Genomic DNA, 13247 nt, shown 5'->3' on the forward strand with positions numbered 1-13247 from the left:
CCGCGCCGGCCGGTGGCGCAACTCGATCCCCGGCCAGCGCCGCTGACCATCGCGGCCGGATCGACGGCCCGGCTGGTGCTGCGCGTCACGCTGCCCGAGGGCATCCACGTCCAGGCGCACGAACCCGACGACCCCTTGCTGATTCCCACCGTCGCGACGATCACGGCGCCGGTGGGCGTCAGGTTGGGTGGGTTGAAGTACCCGACGCCAACACCGTTCGCCCAGGCCGGCCGCGACACGCCGCTGCTGGCGCTCGGCCCGGTGTTCGACGTCGAGGTCGACGCGACGGTCGACGCGTCCGTGGCTGCGGTGTCGATCGAGGTGCCGGTGGTGCTCCGGTATCAGGCGTGCGATGACCGCACGTGTTTCCCGCCGGCCAGGGCGTCGGCGGTGTGGCGAATCGCCGTGCGATAGCCGGCGACACATGGTGCGGTGGCGAAGTGGCAACGCGGCGGACTGCAAATCCGCTATGCGAGGGTTCGATCCCCTCCCGCACCTCCATTCCTGACGGCCCGACGAGGAGAGCTGACGATGACGCCAACGGCGGATCCGGCATGGTGGGCACGTGAAGACTGGCTGGCGGTCTGGCTGGGCGCGACGACGCTGGCGCTGATCGCCGTGGTGGCGCCGCCGGCGCTGCCATCTTTGCGCTGGGGCGGCGGCATCGCCTGGAGCGCGCCGTTCGTGCCGTCCACGATAGGCACCTGGACACTCGTGGGCGCCGCGGCGTGGGCGCTCTCGGCCGCCGGTGTGGCGATGCAGCGCGGCTCGGTGGCCCGCTACACGGCCGGCTTCGCCGTGGTGTTCGGCCTCGCGTGGCTGTCGATGGTGCTCGCGGCCAACAGCGCCATGGCGGCGTGGGGGCTCGAGTACGTGGTCTTCGCGCTGATCTCGGGCCTGCTGGTCGGACACACAGTGGGCACACCGGCGTGGCTGAGCGCGGCGGCGCGCACCGAGTACTTCATCAAGACCGGCCTCGTGGTGATGGGCGCCACGGTGCTCTTCGCGGAGGTGCTGCAAGCCGGCTTCCTCGGCCTGCTGCAGGGACTCGGCGTCGTGATCGTCGTGTGGTACGTGGCATTCTGGCTGGCACGCCGATTGAGGGTCGATGACGAACTGGCGGTGATGCTCGCCTCGGCCGTGTCGATCTGCGGTGTCTCGGCGGCCATCGCGGCCTGCGGCGCCATCCAGGGCGACCGTCGGAAGCTGAGCTACGTCACCTCGGTCGTCTTGATCGTCGCGCTGCCGATGATCGTGCTGCTGCCATGGATCGTGAAGCTGACCGGCATCCCCGACGTTGTCGCCGGGGCGTGGATGGGCGGCACGCTCGATACGACGGGCTCGGTCGTTGCGGCCGGCGCGCTCGTGAGCGAGGCAACGGTGAAGATCGCCACCATCGTGAAACTGTCGCAGAACGTGCTCATCGGTGTTGCCGCCCTCGTGATCTCTGCGTGGTGGACGATGCGTGCCGGGGGCAGCACCGGAACTGGCGCAATGTCGGGCGCCGTCATCTGGGAGCGCTTTCCCAAGTTCGTGCTCGGCTTCCTCGTGGCGTCCCTCCTCTTCTCGTTCGTGCTCCCGGCGTCCTCCGTGAACGCGACGAAGGCGGCCATCGGGTCGGTGCGCACCCTGTGGTTCGCGCTGGCGTTCGTCTCAATTGGCCTCGAAACGCGGCTCACCGATCTGCTGTCGTTCGGCGAAGGGCGTCCACTCACTGCCTTCCTGCTGGCCCAGGCCTTCAACCTGCTCTGGACGCTGCTGCTGGCCTTTCTGATCTTCGGCGGCGTGCCGCCGGTCTAACGGCAGACGCCGCCAGCAGGTGGTGATCAGCGGTCCCTGCCGGTCTTTCGGGCAGGGCGACACCTCAGGCGCGTTACCGCCGCGGCCCGCTCGGCTCGATCCGGTGGGCTCCTTTGCTTGCCCCCATCGAGGAATGGCCCGAGGCCTTCGTGCCGCTTTGCGACATACCAGCCGACCTGATTCCCTCAGCCGCACATTGGTGAACGCGCCTACTTCCCCAAAAAGGCGAGTCGTACTGCGTGCGGCAAAGGCTCGGAACAGCTCACCGAAGACGAGCACGGAGAGGGCGAGGTTACGCGCCTCCACGAGGTCTCGACCGTTGAGCGGCCAGGCGAAGACGCTCAGCGTGGCCACGGCCTGCAACACGCCCGTGCTCACGATGAAAACCCATTGCTCCGGTCCCAGCATCGGCTCGTCGGGATGCCGCGGCGGGCGCTGGAGCATGTCGTCTTCTGGGGGGTTGCCGCCACCATGACGCTGCCGCCGTCGCGGAGGACGCGGGCCTTCGGTGCAGTCATCGAAGGCATGTTCGTGCTCCCTCAGGCGATGCGAAACACCAGAAGCCCCACGACTCCGGCCAAGAGCAGCCAGCAGCCCCAATACATCGCCAACGTCCACCGGCTGTCTCGGGTGGTCGCGTCCGGTTCGCGGCGGTGCTTGTCCCACATGCCGAAGCCGTGCATCACCAGGCCGACGGCCGGAATGAGCCCAGCCGCGGGCTTCAGCCACTCAGACCAGAGCGCCCCGAGCCCCAGTCCCAGCACCACCGCACCTACGCCAGACGTCAGGTCAGCGATCTGCAGCCGCGTCATGACGACACCTCCTCATCCATCGGCGCGGTTGCGGCCAACGGCGCGGCTGGCATCGCCCGGCGGACCTGCCCTCGGCGCCACATCGTGTATCCGGCCGGCAGCACGAGCAGGGTGAGCACCATGCACGACCAGAGGCCACCAACCACCGGGGCGGCCGTCCGAGCTGAGACATCGGCGCCAACGCCCGATTCCCAGAGCAGGGGCAGCAACCCGAGCACCGTCGTCGCGACCGTCATGAGCAGCGGTCGGACACGTGCCGACGCGCCTTCGATGACGGCCGCGTCCACGTCGGCCGGTATGCGGATACGCCCCTCCCGCATGTGCCGCGCGAACGCCTCATCGAGATACACCACCATGACGATGCCAGTCTCCGCTGCGACACCGGCGACGGCGATGAGGCCCACCCAGACCGCGGTGGACAGGTTGTAGTGCATGTACGAAAGCAGCCAGACACTGCCGGCGACGGCGAAGGGCAGGCTGGACAGCACGAGGAAGGTCTGCGGCCACCCCTGCATCGAGAGGCAAAGCAGGATGACCACCAGGATAAGCGTCAGCGGGATGACATAGCGGAGACGGGCTTCCATCTCCGCCAGGAACTCGTACTGGCCGGTCCACTGCAGCTGGTAGCCGGCCGGCAGCGTCAGCTGCGCCGCGACGACGGCCTTCGCATCGTCGACCCAACCGCCGAGATCGCGCTGGGTCTGGTCGATGTCGGCGAAGACGTAGCCGACGAGCACGCCGTTCTCGTCCTTGATCATCGGCGGCCCCGTCGTCACACGCACGTCGGCGAGCTGTCCGAGCGGGACGGACGCGGCGGGTTGGCGCCACTGCTCGAGGAAGTCGGGGTCCGACGTCGCAGTGCCGCCCATCAAGGGCTGCGATACGCCCGACGCCATGCCGCCAGGAGCCATGGGCGGCCGCGCGCCGCCGCCCATCCCGCCCATGCCGCCGCCACTGGCCGCCGTCAGGCCCACCAGTCCGGCGCCCGCCCCGCTGGCCCCTGCCCCGGTGTTGGTGCCAGACACGTCAGCGAGAGCGCCAGTAGACGGCACCTGCACGAGCAGCGCCCGCACCGCTTCCGGGTCGGACCGCTGATCCGCGGCGACGCGGAGGTTGATCGAGAAGCGCGCGCGGCCGGCGATCGCGGTCGACACGGGCATACCCCCGATGGCCGCCTCCACCACGTCCTGCACATCGCGCACGGTGAGCCCGTAGCGAGCGATGGCGGCCCGGTCAGGCACGATATCGACGTACTCACGCCCCGTCTGGCGCTCGGCGAACGTGCTCGGCGTGCCCGCGACCTGACGCAGCAGGCCCTCCAGGTGGACGCTGATGCGCTCGATCTCGTCCAGGTTCTCGCCGAACACCTTCACGCCCACGGGCGTGCGGACCCCAGTGGTCAGCATGTCGATGCGGGTCCGGATCGGCGGCGAGATCGCCATCTGGTAGCCGGGCATCCGCAGCGCACTATCGAGGTCGCGAGACAGCTGCGCCAGCGTGCGGGGCTCCTGCTCAGGCCAGATGCGGCGGAGGAATGCCTGCTTGAGCCAGTCTGGTGCGTAGTCGCTGTGCCAGCGGGGGGTGTAGCTGGTCGGCCACTGCCCTCGTGGCTTCAGCATGACCACCGACTCGATCATGTCGAGCTGGGCTGGATCGGTGGCCGTCTCGGCTCGGCCCGCTTTCCCGTGCACCGACTGCACTTCCGGGAACCGCATGATGATCTGGTCCTGCGCGACCAGCGCCCGGCGCGCCTCTTCGATCGCGATGCCGGGGAAGGTCGTCGGCATGACGAGCAGTGATCCCTCGTCGAGCGGCGGCATGAACTCGGAGCCCAGCCGCTGGAACACCGGTACGGTGGCCACCATCAGCGCCACTGCGGCCAGTACCACCACCACACGCGCCCGCACGACGAGCGTCGCCACCGGTCGATAGACCGCGCTCAGCAGGCGGCTGACCGGGTTGGTCGCCTCGGTGCGGAACCGGCCCCGCAGCAGCAGTACCATCAGCGGCGGCGCCAGCGTGATCGACAGGATCGCCGCCGCGAACATCGCGAACGTCTTGGTGTAGGCGAGCGGCATGAAGAGCCGCCCCGCTTGTCCGGCCAGGGTAAAGATCGGCAGGAAGCTGATGGTGATGAGCAGCAGCGAGAAGAAGATCGGCCGGCCTACTTCTTTGCACGCGTCCACGATGACGCGCTTGCGGTCGCTGCCCGCGGGCGCCGCGGCGAGGCGTACGTGGGCGTTCTCGATGAGCACGATCACCGCGTCCGCCAGTTCGCCGACCGCGATGGCGATGCCGCCGAGCGACATGATGTTGGACGTCAGGCCGAGGAAGCGGATGGCGATGAACGACATCAGCACCGACATCGGCAGGACAATCATCACGATCAGGGCGGAGCGGAGGTGGAACAGGAAGACCAGGCAGATGATCGTGACGATGACCGCCTGCTGCATCAGCGTGTTGGTCAGCGTGTTCACCGACCCGACGATGAGCTCCGATCGGTCGTAGGTGGGAATCAGGCGGACGCCGTCGGGCAGCCGGAGCGTGGCGATCTGCGCCTGAAGGGCGCGGATCACATCGAGCGCGTTCGAGCCGATCCGCATGACCACGATCCCGCCCACCGTCTCCCCGGTGCCGTTCAGATCGGCGGCTCCGCGGCGGATATCGGGACCGTAGTGCACGCGTGCGACGTCGCGAAGGCGGACCGGAGTTCCACCCCGGCCGACCGCGACCACGCTGCTTTCGAGGTCGGCCAGCTCTTTGACGTAGCCGCGGCCCCGCAAGACGTACTCCCGGCCAGCCAGTTCGAGGACACGGGCGCCGACTTCAGCGTTGGCGTCGCGCACCGAGCGGGTGATGTCGCTGAGCGTCACGCCGAACCCGACGAGCTTGTCGGGGTCGACGACGATCTGGTACTGGCGCTGGAACCCCCCGAGGGACGCCACTTCCGCCACGCCGCCGACCGCCTGCAACGCCGGCCGAATCGTGAAGTCCTGCAAGGTCCGAAGCTCGGCGAGATCCAGACGGCCCGTCGTGTCCTTCAGGGCGTACTGATAGATCCACCCGACGCCGCTGGCGTCGGGCCCCAGGGTCGGCGTCACGCCGGGCGGCAGCGACTGCTGGACTCGCCCGAGCTGCTCCAACACGCGTGTGCGGGCCCAGTAGATGTCGGCGCCTTCACCAAACAGGGCGTAGGTGAAGCTCATGCCGAACATCGAGTATCCGCGCACCGTCACGACACCAGGCGTGCTCTGCAGCGTGCGCACCAGCGGATAAGTGATCTGGTCCTCGACCAGGTCCGGACTTCGCCCCATCCACTCGGTGTACACAATCACCTGCGGATCGGAGATGTCGGGCAGCGCATCGAGCGGCGTCTTGCGGACGGAGTCGGCCGCCCACAGGGCCAGCACGAGCACGACGCCGAAGACGACCCACTTGTGCTTAGCCGACAGCTCGATGAGACGTTCGACCATGGCGGCTACTCCTTGTGCCCGGCATGCGGGTCGACGCTCGGCGGCGTGGCAGGCGTCGCCTCCCGCGCCGGCGTACTGCCGTGGGCATGCCCACCCATGCCACCCGTGGCTCGCAGCCGGCTCTCCGAATCGAGCAGGAACACGCCGGCCGTCACGACGCGGTCGCCGTCGTTCAGGCCGGTCCGCACCTCGACACGGTCCGCCAGTTGGAGGCCCAGCGTCACGGGGCGAGGCTCGAAACGGTCTCCAACCGCGACGAAGACGTGCTGCTGACGTCCCGTGTCCACGACGGCATCTCGCGGCACGGTGATCGCCGGGGTTCCGGCCACTGTGAAGGCCGCCGTGCCATACAAGCCCGGGCGTAGCGTGCCCCGCGTGTTGGCGACACTGAACCGCACGCGCAGTGTGCGGGTCCGATCGGTAAGTGTCGGATAGAGGAAACTCACGCGAGAGATGAACGGCGGGCGGCCGGATGCGGGAAAGTCGAGCGTTGCGTTCGTGCCGGACCGCACCGATGGGATGCTGGCCTCCGGCACCTCGGCCAGAACCCACACGGACGACAGATCCGCGATGGTCAGCAAGGGCGTCGACGGGTCGATGGCCGTGCCCACGGTAACGCCACGCGTGATCACGACGCCGCTTCGGGGGGCTACGACCGTGATGAGGCGCTTCGGCTCGCCCGACGCCTCGATCGCCGCAATCTCTTCGGGTGCCATGCCCAGCACACTCAGACGAGTACGGCCGCTCGCGATGACGGCGCTCGAAATGCCCGAAGCGACTACGGCCTGCCGCGCGGCCAGATATTCGGTCTGCGACGACAGCAACTCCTGCGAGAACACACGCGCCAGGGGTTGTCCGGCGCGCACGGATTCACCCGTGGTGTTGACGTCCAGTTGTTCGACCCATCCGGCCACGCGGGTATGCACGTGCGAAATGCGGGACTCATCGGGCGCCACGGTCGCGACGGCCTGAATCGTGTCGGTGAGTGCCTCGCGCCTGACCTCTTGAGTCTGCATGCCCAGTGTCTGCAGCGTCTCGGGCGCGACCTCGATGGCCACGCGGGACGGTGGGTTCTCGGCAATCTCACCACTCATGTCCATGCCGGCCATGTCCCCAGCGGCTGCCGCAGACGTCGGAGCCGCCAGGGCCTGCTGGGGCGCACTCGAGAATGGCCAGCCGTGGCGCTGGCGCTGCACCCACAGCGCGCCCACGAGGACGGCCGCGGTGACGATCGACGCCACGACCGGGGCCAGGGCCCCACGAACACCAGAGCGACGGGTCATCGCAGTACCTCCTCGTACGAACCGATGGCGCGGCCTAACCGCACCCAGGCCAGGCCGAGCTCGACGTCGGCCACAATCACGTCCGCTTGCACGATCCAGAGGGCCTGCACGGCCTCGATGACGCTGACCAACGGCAGCTGACCTGTGGTGTACCCGGCGATGGCGGGGCCAATCGCCATCCGCGCGCGTGGCAGGACGTTCGTATTCAAGGCGTCCTGTCGGTCACGCCATGCCTGGACTTGACTCGTCGCGGTCGCGGCCTCGCCCTCGAACATGCGCGTCATCGCCCGCAGCTCAGCGTCAGACATGGCGCGCATGGCTTGGGCCTCTGCCACGCCCGCCCGCAGCTTGCCGCGCCAGATCGGGAGGCTGAGCCCGACCATGGCCATCCAGCCCTTGCCGTCGGTCATCGTGTAGGAGGGGCCGGTGCGAATCGTCGCCATCGGGCGATACATGTCCCGCATGACCTGCACGTCGGCCTCGGCCCGTGTGATCTCCGCACGGACGGCCGTGAGTTCCGGGCGCTCGATGAGCGCAGCACGAAGGGCCGGCCAGGGGGGTGGCGGCTGCGGCACGACGACCGCCTGCAGCGGCGGCAGGGGCGTGTCGGCGTCGAGGCCAAGGCTTGTGGCCAGCATGCTTTCGGCGCCGCGCACCTCGCTCAAAAGGGAACGGGCCTGCGCCTCGAGACGGGCGACTTCCACTTCGGCACGCAACACATCGGATTGCGGCGCCGTGCCGGAGGCATACCGCGCATTCGCCGCCGCGACGACGCCGCGTGCGAACGCGACCTGCTCCGAGAGCAGCGCCTGCGTCCGTTGCCGCTCCTGGAGCATCAGGAACGCGGTCGCGGCCTGCAGTCCGACGTCCAGACCGGCCCGGCCAGCCTCGGCACGCAGTCGGTCGACGTCCGCCAACGCGGAGGCGCGCCGATGGCCGCGGATGCCCGAGAGGGGGATCTGCTGTTCGAGCGTGACGCTGACGTCGGCCCCGCCCCACATGAAGGGCAGGTGGTCCAAGGACGGCGACACCATTGGATCCTGGAGCGCCGAGACGATGGCCGGCCGCTGCTCCGCGGCCCGAGTCCTCGCCCGCGCGGCGTCAATCTCCGCCCGCCGTTCGCCGGCGATGCGCACGACGTCGACGAGTCGAAGGGGCGACGGCAACACGACCTGTGTTTGCGCGACCCCGAGGGACGGCCACCCCACGATCGCGATGGCCAACGCAAAGGCAGTGTGACCAGTGAGACGGCACGCCATGATGTACTCCACGGATTCCTCTGGTGACCCCACGTCACCGAACTACGGCCAGCCAAGGGTCAGCACGTGACCGTGCGTCACGTCGAACCAAGGCCCAAGTTGTTCGGAAGCAGCCGAGGGCCGCGAAACGCAGTCGGACGAACAGACTGCGTGCGGCCAAGAGGAGATCAGATGCGGAGCGGTGTTGTCTGCGGTCGATTCAGGTCGAACGGTGGCCGTCCCCGGGTCCAGGTCGGCACGAGGTGCGTCGCGGTCGGAACGAGCTGGAACCACGTGTTCGAGAAGACGGCGCTACCGCCAGGCGTTGGCGCGCGGTGGAGGTCTTCCTTCATGAGACCAGCGGGCCCCTGAAGCGAGTCGTCACAGGAATGGTCGCTGCTCACGCTCGCGCGGTCCCCATTGGTGTCCCGGTGGCAGCCGTTCTCTGCCGCTGCCTGGGGATCGCACCACGCCTTGCAGAACAACGAGGCGCTCGGCCCAGCGGCGAATAGCAACACGACGGTCAGGATGGTTGCGCGAAACACGTTCAGCTTCCGAATAGTGTGGAGCAAGAACGGCGCCAGTCAGATAGGCCGCGGATCTGCGGGCAGTTCCGGACCTTATCGGCGCCATTCGCCTCGAACGTCTGGAAGCTGACGGCCTATTGCTCGTCGCCCCGAAAAATCCCGCACCGCCTCCGCGCGGCAATCGCCAGACGCGGAGGCTCGGCTGGTTCACAGTCAGCTGCACGAGCGTCGTTCGTGCAGCTCCGCAATCCAGATGAGATAGCGCCAGATCTGTTCGCCACGCCATGCGCACGAGGGTGACGTCCTTGCCATTGGAGTCGCGCCTCGGCCTGGCGTTCCGCCAAGCCGATGGGTTGGGCGGCGGCGGGAAGCTTCGGTCGGGGCAACCCAAGGGGCGCAAGAAATCCGACCCGTGGGGCGTCTTTGTGAGTGAGCGGCGGGAGCCGTCACGCCGGAGGTGTGTTTGGCGGAGAGGGTGGGATTCGGACCCGATCACCTCCTTTGGATTCTGTAACTTACAGACATCACGTTGCCGTAGTTGCCATGGGTGCCAGCATTGCCGTCGCGCATTGCCCGCCATTGCCCGCCAGACGAGGCGCGATTGGCGCACGGTCCGTCAGTTGACGAAGCGTGGCGGGCCGGGCTCAGGTGCATGTCCTTTGAACGCGGGATTCGCGTCAGACCTTACGCGGTGCCGTCGCGACCGCTGCGGCTCGGTCCCTGGTGCAGCACTTCCACATCCGACAGGACAATCAGCCCCTCACGCACCATCGGCCTGAGCACCTCGACGGCCGCGCGCAGCGTCGGTTCAGCATCGATCGCGATGATGGCGATCGGCTTCTCGGCAGCGACGCCAAAGAAGCCCTGGCGGTGAAACTGCCCGTGCCAACCAAAGCCCATCATCCCTTCGAAGGCCGAGGCGCCCGCCACACCCTGCTTCTGCAGAGCCGCCACAATCGCCTCGGACAACGGACGTTCATGCCAGGTTTCGTGCCGATCGATCAGGATCAGCAACTGCTTCACGGGTGCGTTGATCACTCGGACCGCCTTCGTCGATAGACCAGGTAGTACAGGTTCGGCAACACAATCAGCGTCAACAGAAGCGTCGAGGCCAGGCCGCCGACGACCACCGTCGCCAGTGGACGCTGCACGTCCGAGCCGATCCCAATCGCCCGAGCCGCTGGAATCATCCCCAGCAGCGCCGCCACAATCATCATCAGCACCGGCCGCGTCGTCGCGATGGCGCCTTCGACAATATCCTCTTCCAGCGTCTCCTCGCCAACCTGCCGCCGCCGGGTGATCTCGGCGACGACGAGGACGCCGCTCATCACCGCGACGCCGAACAGCGAGATGAAGCCGACGGCCGCCGAGACACTGAGGTTGATGCCGCGCAGCCAGAGCGCGATGATGCCGCCCACCAGCGACAACGGCACGTTCATCAGGACCAGGAATGCGTAGGTCGTGGAGTCGAACGCCAGGAAGAGCAAGGCAAAGATCAGCCCGACCGTCACCGGCATGATGACGGTCAGCCGGCGTCGCGCCCGGTCGAGATTCTCGAACTGCCCGCCCCACTCGACCTTGTAGCCGTCGGGCAAGGCAATCGCGTCCTCGAAGCGCCGCCGGGCGTCGGTGACGAAGCCCCCCTGGTCGCGCCCGCGGATGTTGGTGCGCACGGTCATCTGCCGCTGGTTCTCGCGCCGCGCAATGATGCTTGCGCCATTGGCGACCTTGATCTCGGCAAGCGTCCCGAGCGGGATGCGCCCACCGTCTGCCGTGTGGACCAGCAGTCGCGACAGGTCGTCGATGTCGGTCCTGGCTTCCGCTGCGTAGCGGACGACGATGTCGAAGCGGCGTTCACCTTCGAACAGCGTGCTGACGGTCCGGCCGCCGAGCCCCAGTTCGATCAGTTCCTGGATGTCGTCGACGTTGACGCCATAGCGCGCCAGTTGCTGACGGTCGACGCCGATCCGCAGCTGCGGCTGGTCCGCTTCCTGTTCAATCGCCGTGTCAACCGCGCCCGGCACCTGGCGGACGACCGCGAGGCTGCGAGCGGCCAGGTCGCGCAGTTCGTTGAGATCCGGGCCCGAAAGGATGACCGCGAGGTCGGCCGAGGATCCCGTCACCGACTCGGTCACAGTGTCAATGATCGGCTGCGTGAAGTTCAACGTGATCCCAGGGATTTCCCGCCGAAGACGCGTCGAGAGCTCGTCCACGAGCACTGCCTTGTTTCGGCCGCGTCCCCATTCGTCATAGGGCTGCAAGGTGAGCAGCAACTCGTTGCGATTGGGGCCGAACGGGTCGGTCCCGGAATCGTTGCGCCCGGTCTGCGACGCGACCGTCTTCACCTCTGGCGACTGCCGAATGAGGGCGCGCATCTGCGTGGCAATCTCCGCCGACTTGCTCAGCGAGACGCCGGGCGGCAGGTTGGCGCGAATCCAGATCACCCCTTCGTCAAGCTGCGGCAGGAATTCGCTGCCAAGTCCTCGCGCCAGTGCCATCGTCACCAGCACAATCACGGCGGCGGCCCCGACCACCAGCCCGGCGCGTGGCATCGTCCGAGCCAGCAGCCGACGATAGGGACGATACAGCCAGTCCAGGCGCTCGCCGTGGCTCGCGTGTGCCTGGTGCTTGAACAGATAGGTGGACAGGACCGGGATCACCGTCAACGTGAAGAGCAACGATCCGAGCAACGCCGCACAGACGGTGAACGCCATCGGCGTGAACAGGCGTCGTTCGACGCGTTCGAGCGTGAACAGCGGCAGGTAGGCCGAGATCAGGATCACCAGCGAGAAGAAGATCGGTCGCTGCACCTGCAACGCGGCGTCGCGGACGCGCTCGACAATGCTGTCGCCTTCACGCGCGGGTCGACTCAACGACGCCACGATGTACTCGACCATCACCAGGGTGCCATCGACGATGATGCCGAAGTCCAGGGCGCCGAGGCTCAGCAGATTGGCGGGGATACCTGCCCAATACATGCAGATGAAGGCGAACAGCAGCGAGAATGGAATCGTCACCGCTGCCAGCAGCGCCCCTCGCACACTGCCGAGGAAAACGAACAGCACGGCCAGAACGATGAGGAGCCCCTCGATGAGCGTGCGTGAGACCGTGCGCAGGGTGTTGCTCACCAGGTCGCGGCGGTCGTAGATGGGGACGATCTGCACGCCCGGTGGAAACCCGGTGCGATTCAGCGCCTCGACGGTGGCGCTCACGCCCGCGAGCACCTCGCTGGGATTCTCGCCGCGCCGCATCAAGACGATGCCTTCGACGCCGCCCGGTTGGTCGTTGACACCGAGGATGCCGGTCTGCAGCGCGGCTCCCAGGTGCACGGTTCCGACGTCGCGCACCAGCACCGGAACGCCGCGGACCGAGGTCAGCACGACCTGCTCGAGGTCGGCTGTCGTCCTCAAGAGACCGACGCCGCGAACGGCGAGCGCCTGCTGCCGGTTGTCGAGCATGGCGCCGCCGCCATTGCGATTGTTGGCGCCAATCGCATGGGCAATCGCCGCGACCGTCAGGTCGTACTTCTCGAGCGCGGTCGGATCGATGTCGACCTGGTATTGCTTGACGAGGCCGCCAAATGGCGCGACATCGGCGACGCCGGGCACCTGGAGCAGGCGCGGCGTGATCACCCAGTCCTGGATCTCGCGCAGTTGCCGCTCGCCCATCGAGGCCGGTCCACGCAACGTATACCGAAAGAGCTCGCCGATAGGCGTTGAGAGCGGACCGAGTGAAGTCTCGGCTCCGTCGGGCAGTGACGCCTCTCGCAGTTTCTCGAGCACCACCTGGCGGGCGAAGTAGTCGTCCGTGCCGTAGGCGAACGTCAGCTCGACCACCGACAAGCCGAAGATCGTACGGGAGCGCCTGGCGATCACGTTGGGCACGCTGTTCAGCGCCCGCTCGACCGGGACGGTGACCTCCTGCTCCATCTCTTCGGCGGCGTGGCCCGGCAGCAGGGTGATGACGACGACCTGGGTGTCGGAGATGTCGGGGTACGCCTCGACCTTCAGCTGTTCGAGGGAGTAAATCCCCAGGGCCACCACGAGGACGGCCACCAGCAGCGTGACGAACCGCTGGTGCAGAGCGGCGCGCAGAAGAAGGGCAATCACGCGAC

The 13247-nt window shown here is 67.7% G+C and carries 8 protein-coding genes, 1 tRNA gene and 1 pseudogene; 3 read left to right on the top strand and 7 right to left on the bottom strand.

What is annotated here, in order from left to right:
• The 3 genes from Q0C41_RS09520 to Q0C41_RS09530 all read left to right on the top strand — a co-directional run.
• The coding region (locus Q0C41_RS09520) for a protein-disulfide reductase DsbD domain-containing protein (RefSeq protein WP_291983195.1) at window positions 1-414 on the top strand (414 nt) is incomplete at its 5' end.
• A gap of 12 nt (window positions 415-426) precedes the next feature.
• Window positions 427-501, top strand: a tRNA-Cys gene (locus tag Q0C41_RS09525).
• Between the two features lie 30 nt (window positions 502-531).
• Window positions 532-1800, top strand: coding sequence for a putative sulfate exporter family transporter (locus Q0C41_RS09530; RefSeq protein ID WP_291983197.1), 1269 nt, complete (start codon window positions 532-534; stop codon window positions 1798-1800).
• A 207-nt stretch (window positions 1801-2007) separates the two neighbouring features.
• On the opposite strand, the pseudogene Q0C41_RS31395 reads toward Q0C41_RS09530, so the two are convergent.
• The 7 genes and pseudogenes from Q0C41_RS31395 to Q0C41_RS09560 all read right to left on the bottom strand — a co-directional run.
• A pseudogene (locus tag Q0C41_RS31395) lies at window positions 2008-2418 on the bottom strand (cation-translocating P-type ATPase C-terminal domain-containing protein); the annotation flags it as partial.
• Complete coding sequence (locus tag Q0C41_RS09535; RefSeq protein ID WP_291983199.1) at window positions 2340-2612, bottom strand: hypothetical protein; 273 nt, start codon at window positions 2610-2612, stop codon at window positions 2340-2342. The gene Q0C41_RS09535 and the pseudogene Q0C41_RS31395, both read right to left, overlap by 79 nt.
• Window positions 2609-6085 (bottom strand): efflux RND transporter permease subunit, encoded by a 3477-nt coding sequence (locus Q0C41_RS09540; protein ID WP_291983201.1) that lies wholly within the window; start codon window positions 6083-6085, stop codon window positions 2609-2611. The genes Q0C41_RS09535 and Q0C41_RS09540 overlap by 4 nt, the downstream gene beginning before the upstream one ends.
• A gap of 5 nt (window positions 6086-6090) precedes the next feature.
• Window positions 6091-7368 carry an efflux RND transporter periplasmic adaptor subunit gene (locus tag Q0C41_RS09545; RefSeq protein ID WP_291983203.1) on the bottom strand — a complete coding sequence of 426 codons (1278 nt, stop codon included), beginning with the start codon at window positions 7366-7368 and terminating at the stop codon, window positions 6091-6093.
• Window positions 7365-8627: a TolC family protein gene (locus Q0C41_RS09550; protein WP_291983204.1), complete on the bottom strand. Its 1263-nt coding sequence runs from the start codon at window positions 8625-8627 to the stop codon at window positions 7365-7367. Before Q0C41_RS09550 ends, Q0C41_RS09545 begins: the two co-directional genes overlap by 4 nt.
• A 1190-nt stretch (window positions 8628-9817) precedes the next feature.
• The gene (locus Q0C41_RS09555; RefSeq protein ID WP_291983206.1) at window positions 9818-10171 is read right to left on the bottom strand and encodes a DUF190 domain-containing protein; all 354 of its coding nucleotides are present in this window, start codon (window positions 10169-10171) and stop codon (window positions 9818-9820) included.
• The gene (locus tag Q0C41_RS09560) at window positions 10168-13242 is read right to left on the bottom strand and encodes a CusA/CzcA family heavy metal efflux RND transporter (RefSeq protein ID WP_291983208.1); all 3075 of its coding nucleotides are present in this window, start codon (window positions 13240-13242) and stop codon (window positions 10168-10170) included. Before Q0C41_RS09560 ends, Q0C41_RS09555 begins: the two co-directional genes overlap by 4 nt.
• Between the last annotated feature and the right edge of the window lie 5 nt (window positions 13243-13247).

Source organism: Luteitalea sp. (assembly GCF_022842525.1).
Lineage (GTDB): Bacteria > Acidobacteriota > Vicinamibacteria > Vicinamibacterales > Vicinamibacteraceae > Luteitalea.

Coding starts and splice junctions, on each gene's coding strand:
- Q0C41_RS09530 (WP_291983197.1), top strand. CDS start 532: ATGACGCCAACGGCGGATCCGGCATGGTGGGCACGTGAAGACTGGCTG.
- Q0C41_RS09535 (WP_291983199.1), bottom strand. CDS start 2,612: ATGACGCGGCTGCAGATCGCTGACCTGACGTCTGGCGTAGGTGCGGTG.
- Q0C41_RS09545 (WP_291983203.1), bottom strand. CDS start 7,368: ATGACCCGTCGCTCTGGTGTTCGTGGGGCCCTGGCCCCGGTCGTGGCG.
- Q0C41_RS09550 (WP_291983204.1), bottom strand. CDS start 8,627: ATGGCGTGCCGTCTCACTGGTCACACTGCCTTTGCGTTGGCCATCGCG.
- Q0C41_RS09540 (WP_291983201.1), bottom strand. CDS start 6,085: ATGGTCGAACGTCTCATCGAGCTGTCGGCTAAGCACAAGTGGGTCGTC.